The sequence below is a fragment of the Vibrio sp. Isolate25 genome, from assembly GCF_022398025.1.
Taxonomy (GTDB): Bacteria; Pseudomonadota; Gammaproteobacteria; order Enterobacterales; family Vibrionaceae; genus Vibrio; species Vibrio coralliilyticus_A.
Window position 1 is genome coordinate 841419 of sequence record NZ_JAKEUT010000001.1, and the last position, 16219, is coordinate 857637.

Annotated in this window: 14 protein-coding genes, 2 tRNA genes and 1 pseudogene; 5 read left to right on the forward strand and 12 right to left on the reverse strand. The window is 43.7% G+C overall.

Annotated features, from left to right (window positions below; translation table 11 throughout):
* Positions 1-8: 8 nt before the first annotated feature.
* The 5 genes from L1D15_RS03655 to L1D15_RS03675 form a co-directional block, all read right to left on the reverse strand.
* Positions 9-2606, reverse strand: a complete 2598-nt coding sequence (locus tag L1D15_RS03655; protein ID WP_239874707.1) for a nitrate reductase — start codon at positions 2604-2606, stop codon at positions 9-11.
* Positions 2607-3012: 406 nt separating this feature from the next.
* Positions 3013-3086, reverse strand: a tRNA-Cys gene (locus L1D15_RS03660).
* 12 nt (positions 3087-3098) lie between these two features.
* Positions 3099-3185 (reverse strand) — tRNA-Leu (locus L1D15_RS03665).
* 286 nt (positions 3186-3471) lie between these two features.
* Positions 3472-4119: an HAD-IA family hydrolase gene (locus L1D15_RS03670; RefSeq protein ID WP_239864179.1), complete on the reverse strand. Its 648-nt coding sequence runs from the start codon at positions 4117-4119 to the stop codon at positions 3472-3474.
* A 229-nt stretch (positions 4120-4348) separates the two neighbouring features.
* On the reverse strand, positions 4349-4849 hold the full coding sequence (locus tag L1D15_RS03675) for a flavodoxin (RefSeq protein ID WP_239864180.1): 501 nt from the start codon (positions 4847-4849) through the stop codon (positions 4349-4351).
* A gap of 149 nt (positions 4850-4998) precedes the next feature.
* Here L1D15_RS03675 and L1D15_RS03680 point away from each other — a divergent pair, with 149 nt between their 5' ends.
* Complete coding sequence (locus tag L1D15_RS03680; RefSeq protein WP_239835173.1) at positions 4999-5469, forward strand: CreA family protein; 471 nt, start codon at positions 4999-5001, stop codon at positions 5467-5469.
* A 110-nt stretch (positions 5470-5579) separates the two neighbouring features.
* Complete coding sequence (locus tag L1D15_RS03685; RefSeq protein ID WP_239874708.1) at positions 5580-6884, forward strand: inosine/guanosine kinase; 1305 nt, start codon at positions 5580-5582, stop codon at positions 6882-6884.
* A 35-nt stretch (positions 6885-6919) separates the two neighbouring features.
* Here the strand turns inward: L1D15_RS03685 and L1D15_RS03690 are convergent, their stop codons facing one another.
* Positions 6920-7525, reverse strand: a complete 606-nt coding sequence (locus L1D15_RS03690) for a beta-phosphoglucomutase family hydrolase (RefSeq protein ID WP_239864182.1) — start codon at positions 7523-7525, stop codon at positions 6920-6922.
* Between the two features lie 138 nt (positions 7526-7663).
* On the opposite strand from L1D15_RS03690, the gene L1D15_RS03695 reads away from it, so the two are divergent.
* A complete protein-coding gene (locus L1D15_RS03695) occupies positions 7664-9427 on the forward strand; it encodes a methyl-accepting chemotaxis protein (protein ID WP_239874709.1) in 1764 nt (587 codons plus the stop codon).
* Between the two features lie 62 nt (positions 9428-9489).
* On the opposite strand, the gene L1D15_RS03700 is transcribed toward L1D15_RS03695, so the two are convergent.
* From L1D15_RS03700 to L1D15_RS22025, 3 genes and pseudogenes are all read right to left on the reverse strand, one after another.
* On the reverse strand, positions 9490-10752 hold the full coding sequence (locus L1D15_RS03700) for a DEAD/DEAH box helicase (protein ID WP_239874710.1): 1263 nt from the start codon (positions 10750-10752) through the stop codon (positions 9490-9492).
* A 36-nt stretch (positions 10753-10788) separates the two neighbouring features.
* A pseudogene (locus L1D15_RS03705) lies at positions 10789-11364 on the reverse strand (ACP phosphodiesterase).
* 102 nt (positions 11365-11466) lie between these two features.
* Positions 11467-11589 (reverse strand): hypothetical protein, encoded by a 123-nt coding sequence (locus tag L1D15_RS22025; protein WP_006960927.1) that lies wholly within the window; start codon positions 11587-11589, stop codon positions 11467-11469.
* Between the two features lie 355 nt (positions 11590-11944).
* On the opposite strand from L1D15_RS22025, the gene L1D15_RS03710 reads away from it, so the two are divergent.
* A complete protein-coding gene (locus tag L1D15_RS03710) occupies positions 11945-13150 on the forward strand; it encodes an aromatic amino acid transporter (RefSeq protein WP_239874711.1) in 1206 nt (401 codons plus the stop codon).
* Positions 13151-13310: 160 nt separating this feature from the next.
* Here the strand turns inward: L1D15_RS03710 and L1D15_RS03715 are convergent, their stop codons facing one another.
* Genes L1D15_RS03715 through L1D15_RS03725 form a run of 3 tightly spaced genes read right to left on the reverse strand, consistent with a single transcriptional unit; the run spans position 13311 to position 14653 of the window.
* The gene (locus L1D15_RS03715) at positions 13311-13724 is read right to left on the reverse strand and encodes a GFA family protein (RefSeq protein WP_239874712.1); all 414 of its coding nucleotides are present in this window, start codon (positions 13722-13724) and stop codon (positions 13311-13313) included.
* 19 nt (positions 13725-13743) lie between these two features.
* The gene (locus L1D15_RS03720; RefSeq protein ID WP_239864190.1) at positions 13744-14139 is read right to left on the reverse strand and encodes a GFA family protein; all 396 of its coding nucleotides are present in this window, start codon (positions 14137-14139) and stop codon (positions 13744-13746) included.
* Between the two features lie 10 nt (positions 14140-14149).
* Positions 14150-14653 (reverse strand): GNAT family N-acetyltransferase, encoded by a 504-nt coding sequence (locus L1D15_RS03725; protein WP_239874713.1) that lies wholly within the window; start codon positions 14651-14653, stop codon positions 14150-14152.
* Positions 14654-14864: 211 nt separating this feature from the next.
* Between L1D15_RS03725 and L1D15_RS03730 the strand changes: the two genes are divergently transcribed.
* Complete coding sequence (locus tag L1D15_RS03730; protein WP_239874714.1) at positions 14865-16172, forward strand: D-serine ammonia-lyase; 1308 nt, start codon at positions 14865-14867, stop codon at positions 16170-16172.
* Positions 16173-16219: the final 47 nt, after the last annotated feature.

The window sequence follows — 16219 nt, forward strand, 5'->3', positions numbered from 1 at the left end:
ATGCCCCTTTATTTCATCACTGCTGTCTTAGCACTATGCTCATTCACTAACGCTTCAACCTGAGGAATACACGAGCCGCAATTAGTGCCGCATTTGAGCTGATTTTGTAATTGGGAAACATTGTGACAACGACCGCTCTCCAAAGCAGAAGTAATCTGTTTGTCGCTAACTCGAAAACAGCTACATACCAGTTGGCTGGACTTCTCACTTGAAGCAACCGTAATTAGCTCAGCAAATGACAGTGGTTTACCAATCAAATCAATCAGTTTGGTGTAGTCAATTTCAACAGGCTTGGGGGAGACAACAAGGATAGAAGTGACAATTCGGCAACTTGAGGTCTCTTCATAATCAAAAGCCAGCCAGCCTACTGGCAGATCAAGCATGATCCTCTGTTGGTTAGATTTCTGACCATAAGACTTGGATACGCGTTTTGTATTAGCAAATCGCCAAATGCCAGACTGCTTTTCCGCCTGAAATGCACAGTAAGCAAAAGACTCTTTAGAGAACTGAGCACCAATGTACAAACCGTAGCTAGCAATCTTCTCTGGCAATACTTCAACACGACTGGACTTAAAAGCTGGCTGCCCAGAATGAGGGTCGACTAAGCGGCTTACCACCGCATTAACTTGACTATTTCCAGCATAATCTCCAGCCCAATGCATCGACATATACAGCTGTTTTATCGGCAGGCTGTCTTCAATCGTGGCTTTAGCCAGTATGCTGTTGGCACCGTTCACGACTCTAACCAACTCACCCTTTTTAGCACCTAACAGATCAGCGGATAATTGGCTCATATGAACCGTAGGCTCCAACTCACTAGCGGCCAGATGGGCAATGTGCCCTGTCCGTGTCATCGTATGCCACTGGTCTCGCTGCCTACCTGTATTGAGCCACCAGTGGGGGGCTTGAGCTTCTGGCATCTGGTCACTGACAACAAATTTTGCCTTACCATCAGGAAAACTAAACTTCCCATCTGAAAATGGCTTGTCTTTACCCCACTGCTGAGGTTTCCAATTGTCATATTCTTGTTCGGAAATATCCGCGTGCTCAGAGAGATCAAGCATCAACGATGAGTCTTGATTCAATCCTGTCATGGCGGCGAACTCTCTAAATACTTCCACCTCATTGGAGAAACCAAATCCGTTTGCTATTTCCATTCGCTCACAAAGCTTCTTGCCCACTTCACAAATCGCTTGCCAGTCTGGCTTAGCACACCCAGGTGGTTGAATAAATCGACGTTGCCGAGTTATGCGTCTTTCTGAATTGGTGACCATGCCCTGCTTTTCTCCCCAGCCAGCGGCCGGTAAAAGGAGATTGGCGTATTTCGCAACATCCGAATCAGGCGTGATGTCAGAAACAATGACCATTGGACAGCGTTCCAATGCTCGACGGACGTAGTCATGATCCGGCATGGATACCACGGGATTCGTCGCCATGAGCCAGATAACCTTGATATCACCACGTTCAACCGCTTCAAACATCTCTACCGCTTTCAATCCCGGTTTGGTCGCAATATCAGGTGAGCGCCAAAACGCTTTGATAGCATCAATCGATTCTTGGTCGAAGCCGCGATGAATCGCTAGCTGATTGGCCAGCCCGCCAACTTCACGCCCACCCATGGCATTGGGCTGACCAGTAATCGAAAACGGTCCTGCGCCTTCTATACCAATAGAGCCAGTGGCTAAATGCGCATTAATGATCGCATTACCTTTGTCTGAACCAGTTTGTGACTGGTTTACACCCTGACAAAATACCGTAACCACTTTCCGTGTTTCGCTAAACCAGCGATAAAATGTCAACAGCGATTGTTTATCAATACCAAGTGTATCGCTCAGTTGAGCGAGAGTGAATTTGGAACTTTTGAGCTTGTCCGCTAACTGGTTGAAGCCTGAGGTGTTCCGCTCAATAAATTCAGTATCCAAGCAGCCAGTGTCAATACAGTGCCTTATAAGCCCATCGAAAAGCGCGATATCAGCATCGTTGGGGATAGAAAGATGCAGATCCGCTTGTTGAGCCGTTACCGTTTTTCGAGGATCAATCACAACGAGTTTCAGCTTTGGATTTTTTTCTCTTGCTTGCTGGATACGCCTGAAGATCACTGGGTGTGTCCATGCGGTATTCGCGCCGCATATAACAATGAGTTCAGCTTTATCTAGGTCGCTATAGTTGACTGGTACCACATCTTCCCCAAACGCACGATTATGTGCCACTACAGCAGAAGACATGCAAAGCCGTGAATTGGTATCAATGTTTGCACTGCCAACGAAGCCTTTCATCAGCTTGTTTGCGACATAATAATCTTCAGTCAGAAGCTGGCCCGATACATACATCGCAACAGAATCAGGACCTTCCGTTTTTATTGAGTTGTTCATGGCTCCTGCAATCACATCTGTCGCTTCATCCCAACTGATTTCTTTGCCATTGAACTTAGGGTAAAGCAAACGAGACGGCATATTGAGGCTCTCAGCTAACGCTGAACCTTTCACACAAAGCGCCCCTTTGTTCGCAGGATGCGCATCGTCACCTACAATCTTCCCTTTATCGACTTTCACCCCACAGCCGACTCCGCAATAAGGACAGGCTGTATTTATACATTCCGTTGTCATCACTCACTCCTTGAAATAAAAAAGCCTCCTCCACTGCTTTAGTGAAGGAGGCTTCTTTGCCCGTGACGTTGTTGTTTTCCAATCAGCTCTACAGCAAATGTAATGCCATCGAATAACATCATAATTTTCAGGTAGTTAATTAGGTTACCATACTAAGTCTGCACCAATGCCGTGCAGTTTATGACCATTGTGGTTCGATTTTTCAATCAGTCACCGTAAAAGGTAACTTTTATATTACGAAGAGGCGGATAGGTTGGAACTACCAACTATAAGTAATGAGCCAAAGAGACAAAGCTAATAGGAAAACAATCATCCGATAGTAATATCGCTACTCTCTAAAATGAGCTTTTCGATACGCAGATACAAAAAAACCAGCCTAAGCTGGTTACTGTATTCTCAAAGATAATGGAGGCGCGTCCCGGAGTCGAACCGAGGTCCACGGATTTGCAATCCGCTGCATAGCCACTCTGCCAACGCGCCTCATTTTTTAGATGGTGCCCCGGGCCGGACTTGAACCGGTACAGCGCGAACGCCGAGGGATTTTAAATCCCTTGTGTCTACCAATTCCACCACCAGGGCAACGCAATCATGCGATGGTAACACCATCTCTCACCGGCCTGTGCCGTGAGAACGAGGCGTACTTTAACGGATTGAGATTTGAGATCAATAAAAATTTTGTCTTTTTGATTCAAACGGTTAAAAACCAGACTTTGCGGGATAATTGACGAGCACTTTGAGCAAAAGGCGTTCGTTATACTCGTTGTTCAAGTCACACTGGAAGTTAGGTACTCGGTATTTAAAAAGCCGTTAGCAAAAGAGACGAGAAGACGAACAAAACATATTTATGCCTAACTGCGTGGCTCCACTAGAGCAAAGCTTCTAACTCTTTTAGAGTCTTAATTCTCACAATATTTTCTGAATGAACCTTATTGTTAAGGCCGACTAGGTGGATTGTCTTAACTCCTGCTCGTATCCCTGCTTCCAACCCTTTTGGCGTATCATCGACATAGATGCATTCGTTGAGACTAAATCCCATATTCATCGCACTATAATGGACTAAGTCAGGTTCAGGCTTCCAACTATTGGTATCAAACGCTGAAAAGATCTTGCCCTTGAAATAGGGCAACAGACCCGTGATTTGCAGTGTTTTTTCAATTTTTGTTTTTGGACCATTTGAAGCGACACAATACTCAATGCCTTTTGCTTCTAAGTATTGAATAACATCAAATACTCCTTCCATTGGCTTTAAGTCGGCCTCAAACCGCTTTTCCAGAGACTTTCTATATATTGGCTCGAGTTCGTCCAATGAAACATTCAGGTCTAACCGATCTCGCATATCGGTAAGAATATCGGCCAGTTTACCTCCCTCAAAATGCTCTATTGCCGTCTCTAAAGACAAGTGAACGTCGTATCGATTGAACACATCGCAAAGTGCCTGACAACAAAGCCTTTCACTATCCACTAAGGTTCCATCACAATCGAAGATCACACATTGAGTCTGAGGTTTACCCATTCCAGTTTCCTTTCTATAAGGTACTCGTCAAATACTATGCGAGGTAACTGAGATTGGAATGATGGGGTTAACACTTCAATCAAATACCACTTAGTTGATGATAAAAATACCGGACGTGTCACTAATTGATATGCTAATTGCATGAATTCAATACTAATAACACCAAGTGGACTAAAAAGAAGCGTTAATTGGTATGCGGATAACCGTGTCTATACTATCGTTATAGGCTTTATGATTCGATGTATATATTCGAGAATAGTGATGCTTCTACGCTGGGGTGACCCAGTAAAGAGGCAATAAATGCAGTAGGCTCGCTAGCACATGACACCACATCAGAAATCAATAATGTGTTGTCTAGTTTGGTTACAATAGCTGCAGCAGTGGGCTCTCCATTTTGAAAACCTACATAAAGATCGCATGGCTCTGAGAAGATAATTTGGCTCAAAAACTCAACTATCAGCTCTTGATCCCGCAGCTGTTCCCACCTTTTCGACTGAAGTAAAGAGAACATCACCGTCAGACGATGAAAGTCCACCTTATATATATCTTGCGTAACGAAATCAGTACCAGCATCAAGCTTATCATCCAGTTTTTTGAACTGACTATCTGCGCTTTTTTCTAGAAACAGAGCTCTCCCCGCAAGGCTTTCTTGAGTCGGAAACTCTACATCGACGTGCTGACTTAGCCATTGGTTCTTGACCTCAACAATTGGATTCACACTTTCGGTCATACTGGGTGACTACTGTATTTTATGTGTCATTACCGTGAAGCTTAGCGATAACGATCTGATGTCTCAAGTATTTTAAGGATATCTGCTGTCATCTGTGTCAAACTAGGCAAGTTCACAAACGGAATTCAATCATTAGGACAACTCACATCATGTTCAAAAAAATCGCGACCGTATCATTGCTGGCCTTAGGTTTAACAGCCTGTGACAATAGCGAAGTTGGCGATGTCAGCCTAGGCTTGTTCACACTAAAAGACATCAAACTGAATCACCTCAAGGATCCGGTGGTTACAGGTGTTACCTGCCATATTGCCTCTATTGAAGCCGACCTGAGCCTCGCAGATCCAAGTGATAGTTCAATTTCTTGTCGTCAAACAGGGGAAATTACCCCTGAAATGTTAGCGGCCATTGATAAATCAAAAAGTGGCGAAGTGGTATTTAAGAAGTCGAAAAGTATTTTCTTTAAAAGCATGAAGGTACGTCGAATTTTTGATGCCGAAAACCAAACACTGATGTACTTGTCATATTCGACGAAAGAGACATCTGGCAGCTTCAAGCATAGCCTTTCAACCGTGCCATTGTGGGGTACAAAGGCATACGGTATCCACACTACGAAAAAGTAGACGAAAAAGAGCCAAACGTTTCAGTTTGGCTCTTTTTTGTGTAACAAAAATGAAAGCAATCTTATTTTGATGTGATATGATGCGCGAAAATTTCTAACCGCACTCTTAAAATGAAGTTTCCCGGACAGCGCAAATCTAAGCACTATTTCCCGACTCACGCTCGTGATCCTCTTGTCAACCAAATGAAGCAAACACCTAAGCTTTACCGACCAATCATCGTTGGTGTTGGTCAGACAATCGTTGATATAGAAGCTCGTGTGGACGACGATTTCCTCGCTAAATACGACTTGAGTAAAGGGCACTCTCTCGTGTTAGAAGAGAGCAAAGCGGATGCTTTATATGATGAACTGGTACAGCGTGAACTAATTACACACCAGTACCCTGGCGATACTATTGGTAATACATTACACAACTACTCAGTACTTGCCGACAGCAAGTCTGTACTCTTGGGTGTGATGTCAAAGAAGATCGAAGTCGGCTCTTTTGCCTATCGTTACCTATGCCGTACTTCTTCACGTATGAACCTTAATCACCTGCAAATGGTAGAAGGCTCTATTGGTCGCTGCTATACGCTCATTTCAGAAAATGGCGAGCGCACTTTCGCCATTAACGAAGGCCACATGAATAAGCTTCGTCCGGACAGCATTCCGGAAGATGTCTTCGACAAAGCCTCCGCTTTGGTCGTTTCGTCATACCTAATGCGCGGAAACCCTGAAGATCCAATGCCTCAAGCTGTGGCTCGAGCAATCGAAATTGCTAAATCTAAAAATGTCCCTGTCGTATTGACTCTGGGTACAAAATGGGTGATCGAAGGCAATGCGAAATGGTGGCAGGACTACATTAAAGAAAACATTTCCATCGTTGCAATGAACGAGGAAGAAGGCGAAGCATTAACTGGTGAGAAAGATCCGCTTCTAGCCGCAGACAAAGCGTTAGAATGGGTTGACTTGGTACTGTGTACTTCTGGCCCTGTTGGATTATATATGGCAGGTTACACTGAAGATTCAGTAAAGCGCACAACAGAATTGCCATTACTACCGGGTAACATTCCTGAATTCAACAAATATGAGTTTAGCCGTGCTATGCGCAAAAAAGATTGTGCTACACCGGTGAAAGTCTATTCTCATATTGGCCCTTACCTTGGTGGTCCTCTAGAGATTAAGAATACCAATGGCGCAGGAGACGCGGCACTGTCGGCACTTTTACATGATATGGCGGCAAACAGCCATCACCAAGTCAACGTACCGAACTCATCCAAGCATGATCAGCCATATTTGACGTATTCATCGCTATCTCAAATTTGCAAATACGCTAACCGAGTCAGTTATGAAGTGTTAACTCAGCATTCCCCTCGTTTGGCTCGTGCTCTTCCTGAGCGTGAAGATAGCTTGGAAGAAGCGTACTGGGACAGATAAGTTCTCATACTGAAAGAGCCTCTATGCGGCTCTTTTCACTCTGCTGAGCAAGGATAAAAAACCAACTCAGCCCCTTCCACCATCACACAGTCCATGTTTGCTGCATGGGCAGCTTTTTTGCCCAATTCAGTATCTTCAAATACTATACATTGATTAGGTGTGAGTTGAAGTTGTTCAGCCGCTTTTAAGAAAGTGTCAGGGTTTGGTTTGTGATTGACGACGTCAGTTGCCGTAACCAAGGTATCTAGCTTATCAAGGATTTGGCTTTCTTTAAGCAACCTTAAAGCACTCTCTCGCTGACTGCCTGTGCCTACCGCGATTTTTTTTCTACCATGGAAATGGTTTAAAATGTGGTTGGTTGAATCAATTGGTAGACCAAAGTCATTAAGCCCTGCAAATGCCTTCATTTTGAATTTCGATACCTCCATAGGATCTAACGACAATCCATGCTTTTTATTTACTTCAGTCGCGATTTTATAGCTTGGCATACCTCCTAAGCTATGTAGCCAGTCTTGCGTAAATGGAAAGCCAAATTCACGTGCAGTCACCGCCCATGCCTTAAGGTGTGCTGGCATGGTATCGATTAAGGTTCCATCCATATCAAAGATTAAACCTTGATATTGCTCCAATTGTTTTAACATTTTGATATTCACCGCTCTAAGCATTGATAGCATCAATCATTATTCATCAAGATTATATCAATTGATATATATATGAATAGCAACTACTCTTCAAAAAGAAGTCAACAAACTAACCGCTCAATTAACTCAGGTAGTCCCATGAATATCAAGAATAAACTGTATTCATTAGGTGCAGTCGCCATTTTAGGGGTTGTTTCATTACTTTTAGCAACTTCTCAACTTGCCCAAACCACCAATCAACTTAATAAAGCGAATTTACTCGTGGCAAAGCTGGAAATTCGCCTTCTCAATCTAAGGAGAAATGAAAAAGACTTTCTTCTTAGGAAAGATATGAAATACCTCGATAAGTTTAATAAGAATATGGATATCTTTCTTGATCTCGAATCTGAGTTAGCTCCTATTCTTGACGATAACGATTTACCTTCAAGCTCACAAGTAAGACAAGATATTTTGAAATATCAAAATGGGTTTACCCGCCTTGTTAATGCTTTTGATGCTCTTGGGCTCAAGCCAGAAGAAAAGCTTATAGGACGCTACAATGCCGAGCTTAAAACATTAAGGCGTTCATTATCGAGTGATCAGTTAGTCGATCTGTTTGAATTTGATGCGCTCGTGGCAAAAGGTGAAGTTAATCCCCAGTTACTACCAAGTAATGCTAGTCAGCTAGCTAACGCTGCCAATCAAGTGATAGCCCAAAAGAAAACCATTGGCCTAAAATACAACGAAGGCTTACTCGGTGAAGCTCGAGGTTTATCCCATGCTGTAGAAACACAGTTCAAGACTTTCTCAGGAGCACTGGATGAACAAAGTGAGATCACTAGAAAAGAACTCAACCTGATCAAACAAGGGGTCAGTATTGCCGTTGTACTCTTCATCCTTGGCTTTATCTTCCAAATCTCTCGCTCTATCAACGTGCAAGTTGCCGCTCTACTTTCAATCATCCAAGAAATTGCCCGAACGAACAATGTCGCCCTGCGCTCCCAGCTTTCTGGTAATAACGAACTCGTTTCAATCGGCAACTATTTCAACCGCTTGCTAGATAAGCTGGAAGAGCTGATCTCAGGGACACAATCAAAATCTTCAGAATTATCCCAAAGTACGCAAAGTATGCACAACGAGCTTCAGAGCGTTATAGAGCAATTCCATGTTCAAGCGGACCACACATCAACTATGGCAACATCTGTACAAGAGATGGTTTCGACGATTAACGAAATCTCAGAAAGTACCGCTGTAGCTGTCGAAGGCGTTCAACAAGCTTCAGTCAATGCTCAACATGGCCGAGAAGTTGTGGAAGAGACGGTTAAGAATATTAGCCAACTGTCGCAAATTTTGTCGGACAGCCAGGGGTCAATCAGTTCTCTAAACGATCATGTTGATAAGATAGGGGATGCCGTCAACATCATTCAAGGTATCGCCGAACAAACGAACTTGTTAGCACTAAACGCAGCAATAGAAGCAGCACGTGCTGGTGAACAAGGACGCGGTTTTGCAGTCGTCGCTGATGAAGTTCGAGCCCTTGCAAGTCGCACTCATCAATCAACCGAAGAGATAACCAAAGTGGTCACGGCTATTCAAACTCAAATGGCCACTGTGGTTACTAATATCGATCAATGTAACGATCAAGGACAACAAACACTAGGTGCATCTGAAACATTGGATGAAAGTTTAGGTCAGATTATCACCGACATGACAAACATTCAGGCCAACTCTGAACGTATTGCCTCTGCGATTGAAGAGCAGGGTATCGTAATGAACCAAGTCAGTGAGTCAATTACTGAGCTCAACACTATTTCAGAGGGTAACATGCACTCAGCGCAAAATTGCCTCTCTGAGGTTGATAGAGTCTCGCTACAAGCCAGTGAAATGGATAAAGCCGTTGCTGAATTCCAGACCTCTAAATAAAAGTGAGTTTCTGATATAACAGCGAACAAGCGCTTCATAACGAAGCGCTTTTTTATTCGAGCTTATTTCTTCTTGCCACGATGCGCGTGGATCTTCAGCTTTGCTTTCATTTTTCTCTTTTCTGAGGAACGGCTTTGTCGCCTTCCACCTCGCTCTCTTTCAGATTCCACTGGCTCATTCAAGCTAGGCTCAAAACCTTCTAACCACTCTTGGGGCAAACGTGAATCCAACAGCCGCTCTATTGCTTCTAATAAATACTCTTCATCTTTGCTCATAAGAGAGACAGCAAGTCCCTCTTTACCCGCGCGACCTGTTCTCCCAATGCGATGGACATAATCTTCAGCTTTATAGGGCATATCAAAGTTAACCACTTGTTCCAACTGACTAATATCTAATCCTCGCGCAGCTACATCTGTGGCGATCAGAGCTCTGATGGCTCCAGATTTAAAATCATCCAACGCTTTTTGACGAGCACCTTGGCTTTTATCTCCGTTGATTGATGCTGCTTTAATACCATCCAACTTGAGCTCTTTTGCCAGCGCGTCACTACCCTGTTTAGTCTTCGTAAAGACCAAAACCTGTTGCCAATTTCGTGAACCAATGAGATACGCCAGCAGCTCGGCCTTTCGCTTCTTGTCGACAGGATAAACCATTTGTTTAACGGTCTCGGCAGTACTATTTGAAGGTGTGACTTGGATTTCAACAGGGTCGTTCATCAGCTTGTAGGCAATGGTTTTAATACGCTGATCAAAAGTGGCGGAAAAGAATAAAGTCTGACGTTCAGGCTTAAGCTTTTTCAATATTCGTTGAATATCAGGCATGAACCCCATATCCAACATTCGGTCTGCTTCATCCAATACCAAGTAGTCTGTTTTTCTGAGATTGATATTTTTACAGTAAAGGTGATCCAATAAACGTCCAGGCGTTGCAATCAAAACATCGCAGCCTTGTCTTAAGTTTTGCGTCTGAACATTCATACTAGTCCCCCCATAGGCGGTCACAATATTAAGCTCAGTTGTACTCGCATAAGCCGTTAAGCTGTCAAATACTTGCTGCGCCAGTTCACGTGTCGGCACCACGACTAGGGCCAAAACGTCATTCGATTGTGGATCACGAACCGTTTGTTCATTCAGTAATTTGCTTAACAGCGGCAATCCAAACGCGGCTGTTTTCCCCGTTCCGGTTTGTGCTCCGGCAAGGATGTCTTTCCCCTCAAGTACATGAGGAATCGCTTGCTCCTGAATAGGTGTAGGTGTGTTAAAACCTAATCTCTCTACGGAAGAAATAAGTGTTTGAGGCAGGCCAAGCTGTTTAAATGAGGACATGGTGACTTTCCAAGTGAAACTGGGCTGCCGATTCTATCAGAATCTTTTTGCATCGTTTAGTATCTCTGGGTACAAGCTATGGAAAATTTCTTTCAATGGTTGATAACGCTGATCTAACGTAGCAAAACAACGTGATAGCTCCCCCATTCTTGGTGAACGAGTCGACATTCTTTGCAGAGCGTACTCGATGTTCTCAAGTTCCTGATAGGATTCAAGCCACCGGCCTTGCCACATCGCTTGGCTGACTATGACAAAACGCTCAGGCAGTACTTCTGGGGACTCTATTCGCACCACACGCTCTGCATCATCACAGAAATCTTTCAATCTGTGCTTATGGTATCGCGGCCACTCTGAAGCAAGGCAATGATCCCAAAACATATCCAGTGCAATGCCTGAAAATCGTCGGCTTTTGCCGCCAAAGTATTGCCTTGCTTGTCGCATAAGAGCGTGGCTGTCTGTCGTACTGTCAACAAATCAATGAAGCTTGATGCCCTGAACTATGCGTGGTGAATACCGATGTGTAGGGTTCCCCTTGACAAAGTCTCCAAGCAAATTCCCTAATAAACTCGACTGGCAATGCTGAGCAATATGCAGGTGGGCAAGATAATTCATGACTCTGCTTTGTTGGATGCGTTAACTCCATAAAAGCACAAAGCCAGCGCATTTGCACTGGCTCTTTCTGTAATCAACTTGAGTGTTGATTTAAACGAACGATTATTTATTGAAGATTTCTTCAGCTAGCTCTTCGATTGACTGCTCATAATCTGACAGTTCAAAACCAATCTCCATAGCATCCAGCAATTCAAGGCATTCTTCGTTCAATGTTTGGTCACTCATTCTGACCTCCTTAATAACAAACAATTTTATAGACCTGTTTTCAAGTCTCAACATGAATATAGGGCCTATTGCTCCTTTTTAAACCACTTATATGACAGTTTTTTGAAAGAACAAAGTAAATAATCATAGTGATATGAGTTTTATCGCAAGTAATCGTTTGCATCTTTATTACGCAGATTCAACCACCAATAACGTATAAAAAAATTTACATCACTGGATATATATATGTACAAAGCACTTGAAATGCTCTCTTAAATTCTACAAAATGGCGAAATACTAGTTTTTCAATAATGAAATTGGTGCTTAACATAGTTTTTAGCACTAAGTTACTTCAAAAACGTAAAGATTAACGTACATGACTAATTCAAAAGTTCTGGGTAGCACTTTGATCATCGCAGGCACTACAATCGGTGCTGGAATGCTCGCTCTACCACTTGCTTCAGCTGGAATCGGCTTTGCTACCTCTCTAATCATTATGGTCGCGCTTTGGGCATTAATGGCTTATACCGCTCTCTTGATGGTGGAACTCCACCAGCACGCTGATTCAAGTGCGACTTTACACACTCTTGCAAAGCAGTTCCTTGGGCAAAAAGGTAAGTGGGTTGCCAGCTTTTCTATGCTGTTTCTGTTTTACTCACTTTGTGCTGCGTACATTGCAGGTGGCGGGGCTCAATTTGGCGAGCGTCTTGCGCAGTTCACTGGCCTTGAAATCACAGGGACAGCATCAACGGTGATCTTCACCATTGTGGTCGCTTCAGTCGTTACCATAGGTACGAGTACCGTCGATAAAGTGAATCGTGTTTTATTCACAATCAAGCTTGTCGCGATGGCTATGGTGCTGACATTTCTTGCACCAAACGTAACAGAATCATACCTGCTTAATATGCCTATTGAGCAAGGACTTATCGTCGCATCTATCCCTGTTATTTTTACATCATTCGGTTTTCATGGAAGCATTCCCGCTATCGTCAACTACCTAGATGGCAATACACCTTCGCTGCGTAAAGCCATTATAGTGGGCTCTTCTATTCCTTTGATCATTTACGTTTTCTGGCAAATTGTAACCCTTGGTGTGGTAAGCCAAGATGCGTTGGTCGATAACCAAGGCCTAAGTGGACTGATTTCAACGTTGTCGACCAAAGTCCACCAATCAGGTCTTGGTCAGACTATCGGTGTATTTGCGGATTTAGCGCTGTTAACTTCTTTCCTCGGTGTCAGCTTAGGGTTATTTGAGTTCTTGGGAGACAGCTTCAAGAAGAAAAACGCTTCTTCTAACAGAGCTATTGTCGGTGCCATCACCTTTGTTCCTCCAATGGGCTTCGCCTTGTTCTATCCTCAGGGGTTTATCATGGCACTTGGTTATGCTGCGATTGCACTGGCAGTTTTAGCCATATTCTTACCCATCATGATGGTGAAAAGGGCACGCATTGCAGAGAACACGCAAGACAGTTACCAAGTTTTTGGTGGTAACGCAGGCCTTATGATTAGCGGCACCATTGGCTTTGTTATTGTGGCAGCCCAACTGCTCATTACCATGGGCGTTCTGCCGTCACTTGGTTAAACGCTCTGTCAATTTCTAAAGGAAATTTTAGCTTTCTCTTCACATAAAATCCCCAAGCATTGGCTTGGGGATTTTTAGCTCACTGAGCTCTGTGACTTCACATTCAGCATCTGAATTCGTTCATAGATAAGAAAGCAGGTAAATGAGCACAGCTTCGGAATTAAGGCTGCTTATCAAAACATGCAACGCCCTTGGGAATGTACACCCAATCTTGCTTTTCACTTAGCCAAACATGCATTTCTGGCTCAAAGATAGCGTTATATTCGGCACCTACAGGTTTCAGCTTGAGTTTAATGGTCGCCATATCATCTGGGTTGTAGTGGTAAACACGATTGCCACATCCCTGACAAAATTTGGCAAAGTTTTTGTTGCCACTCTCAGCGATGCGATGCCATTCACTCAACTCCCCCTTGAACTTGATATCTTGGGTTCTAACCATTGCCGTCACACTGTATGGGCTAGTCGATAACTTTTGACATTCTTGGCAATGACAGGCAATGACCTTTAAAGGCGCAGCGCTAAGCTGGTAAGAAACCTGCCCACACTGACAAGATGCATTGATTGGAAAGTTCATGATAGTTCCTCATTTTATGTTATCGATCAGCCGGATGATTAACCCCATCGTGAGTGACAATCTCACCTAATTCAAAGGGGTTCACACCTTCTAAGCACCCTACATTGAACCCATATTCAGATGGGTCTGAGCGACGCTGATGGTGGGTGTAAATTCCGCACTCAGAGCAAAAGTAGTGTTTTGCCGTCCCCGTATTAAACTGATAAAGCTTTAGCAGCTCTTGCCCTTTCACTATTCGTATCCCATTGAGCTTCACCGACGCAACAATCGCCCCTTTTCTTCTGCAAATCGAACAGTCGCAGCGCCGAGGTTTATCGATACCCAAGGGAAGGTGTAGCTCCATTTCAACCTTGCCACAATGGCAAGTCGCTTTATGATACTCTTTGATCGTGGTTTGACCTACTTGCTTAATCATTCATTGTTCCTCAAGCGATACGTAACTGAAATTCAATACAGTCTATAGGCTCTCCATTCATCTCTGCGTAATGATTTACTACCTTATTCTGCTTGAACCCATTAGCTATCAATACCTTCTGAGACGCTACGTTCTCAGTCGACGCATAGGCGATCAACGTCTTCACTCCGATTTCTTCAACAGCTTGAATAATGTTGGACACTGCGAATTTTGCTACACCACGGTTCGTAAAAGATTTACCCACACGATAGCCAAGATGTGCAACCTTTTTTCGGCGGTTAATATTGGATACATTCACGCGTCCGAGAATTTCACCATCCTCAACAATCAGCATCGGAATCAGTGTCTTCGCAGTAAATTCAAGCAGGAACATCTGGATGTGTTCTTGAACACCTTTCTGTGAGTAAAAATCTATCTCGCGAGGAGGGATGTTGGCTTCAAACCATTCTCTGTTTTGAAGCTCGAACTCAAGAAGTTTCTCCCTGTGACCTTCTTTAAGTAATTCAAGCTGCATATCAAGTCCTTTATGGTTAATGCCTGCAACCAATATATCGCTCGATATTAGTTAATCCCATGTTTATATTAGTATTTTGTTAATCATGTACAAAAAAGTTTGCCAATCCTATTTCGACAGCATCATTCACACTTAGTGAAAAAGTATTATTTGCCAGCCAAAGAGTTCAAGCGTTACATTGAGTTATGATTTCTTACCTGTTGATTGCTCTATGGATGACCTCTTAGTTCAGTACCCTCTCATTAACCGTTTAACTCAATATGAAGAAACGAGCTGGTTTAACCCCAATATAACCAGCACAAAAGAAGCCCTCCCCTTTGTGGGTTTAACACAATCAGATTCACTGGATGCTTCACAGCGATTACAACGCTTTGCCACTTATTTAGCGAAAGTCTTTCCTGAAACAGCAAAGACTAATGGCATTATCGAATCCCCCATTTATGAAATCCCTGCCATGAAGTCTCAGTTGGAAGCGACTTATCAAACCCAGATTGCTGGTCAACTTTTGATGAAAATGGATAGCCATTTGCCCATTTCAGGCTCGGTCAAAGCAAGGGGTGGTATCTATGAAGTCTTGACCCATGCCGAGCAACTCGCCATGAGTCATGGTTTACTCCGTAAAGATGAAAATTACCAAATACTCGATACTCAACCATTACGCGACTTCTTCTCTCGTTTTAGTATTGCCGTTGGCTCGACAGGGAACCTGGGACTGTCCATCGGTATCATGAGTGCTCGCCTAGGCTTTCAAGTCACTGTGCACATGTCATCGGATGCAAGAGAATGGAAGAAGACAAAGCTTCGAGAACATGGTGTGACTGTACGAGAATATGATAGCGACTACGGCGTTGCCATCGAACAAGGACGCTTGGAAGCCGAGCAAGATCCCAATTGCTTTTTCATTGATGACGAAAACTCCAAAACACTGTTTCTTGGCTACTCGGTAGCGGGTGAAAGAGTCAAAAAGCAATTTGAAAATATGAATATTCACGTCGATGAACAGCACCCTTTATTTGTCTACTTGCCTTGCGGTGTCGGTGGAGGCCCAGGAGGGGTGGCTTTTGGTCTTAAGTTGGCATTTGGCGATCATGTGCACTGCATTTTTGCAGAGCCAACACACTCGCCATGTATGTTACTCGGAGTACATACTGGGCTACACGATCAAATTTCCGTTCAAGACATCGGTCTAGACAATATAACCGCAGCGGATGGTTTGGCAGTTGGCAGAGCATCTGGGTTCGTCGGTAGAGCAATGGAGCGCATGATCGATGGCTACTACACTGTTGCGGACGATACACTTTTCGCACAGTTAAAGCTGCTAAAGAAAACAGAGGGCATTGAACTTGAACCTTCTGCGCTCGCTGGCATGAAAGGCCCAATCATTGCTTGCAAGGATCGCGAGTATTTGGCTCGATTGAGCTTATCTGAATCCGCTTTGGAAAACGCGACTCATCTCGTCTGGGCAACAGGTGGCGGTATGGTTCCACAACATGAGATGGACAAATACCTCACAGAGTAAATACCTGTAACGACACTGGAATTTTAAGACTAATATCAAAAATCCCC

What these genes read in the sequence shown, in the direction of transcription:
- L1D15_RS03710 (WP_239874711.1), top strand. Translation starts at nt 11,945, where the DNA reads ATGACTAATTCAAAAGTTCTGGGTAGCACTTTGATCATCGCAGGCACT.
- L1D15_RS03675 (WP_239864180.1), bottom strand. Translation starts at nt 4,849, where the DNA reads ATGACCGAAAGTGTGAATCCAATTGTTGAGGTCAAGAACCAATGGCTA.
- L1D15_RS03715 (WP_239874712.1), bottom strand. Translation starts at nt 13,724, where the DNA reads ATGAACTTTCCAATCAATGCATCTTGTCAGTGTGGGCAGGTTTCTTAC.
- L1D15_RS22025 (WP_006960927.1), bottom strand. Translation starts at nt 11,589, where the DNA reads ATGAGTGACCAAACATTGAACGAAGAATGCCTTGAATTGCTGGATGCT.
- L1D15_RS03725 (WP_239874713.1), bottom strand. Translation starts at nt 14,653, where the DNA reads ATGCAGCTTGAATTACTTAAAGAAGGTCACAGGGAGAAACTTCTTGAG.
- L1D15_RS03730 (WP_239874714.1), top strand. Translation starts at nt 14,865, where the DNA reads ATGGATGACCTCTTAGTTCAGTACCCTCTCATTAACCGTTTAACTCAA.
- L1D15_RS03700 (WP_239874710.1), bottom strand. Translation starts at nt 10,752, where the DNA reads ATGTCCTCATTTAAACAGCTTGGCCTGCCTCAAACACTTATTTCTTCC.
- L1D15_RS03690 (WP_239864182.1), bottom strand. Translation starts at nt 7,525, where the DNA reads ATGTTAAAACAATTGGAGCAATATCAAGGTTTAATCTTTGATATGGAT.
- L1D15_RS03655 (WP_239874707.1), bottom strand. Translation starts at nt 2,606, where the DNA reads ATGACAACGGAATGTATAAATACAGCCTGTCCTTATTGCGGAGTCGGC.
- L1D15_RS03685 (WP_239874708.1), top strand. Translation starts at nt 5,580, where the DNA reads ATGAAGTTTCCCGGACAGCGCAAATCTAAGCACTATTTCCCGACTCAC.
- L1D15_RS03670 (WP_239864179.1), bottom strand. Translation starts at nt 4,119, where the DNA reads ATGGGTAAACCTCAGACTCAATGTGTGATCTTCGATTGTGATGGAACC.
- L1D15_RS03695 (WP_239874709.1), top strand. Translation starts at nt 7,664, where the DNA reads ATGAATATCAAGAATAAACTGTATTCATTAGGTGCAGTCGCCATTTTA.
- L1D15_RS03720 (WP_239864190.1), bottom strand. Translation starts at nt 14,139, where the DNA reads ATGATTAAGCAAGTAGGTCAAACCACGATCAAAGAGTATCATAAAGCG.
- L1D15_RS03680 (WP_239835173.1), top strand. Translation starts at nt 4,999, where the DNA reads ATGTTCAAAAAAATCGCGACCGTATCATTGCTGGCCTTAGGTTTAACA.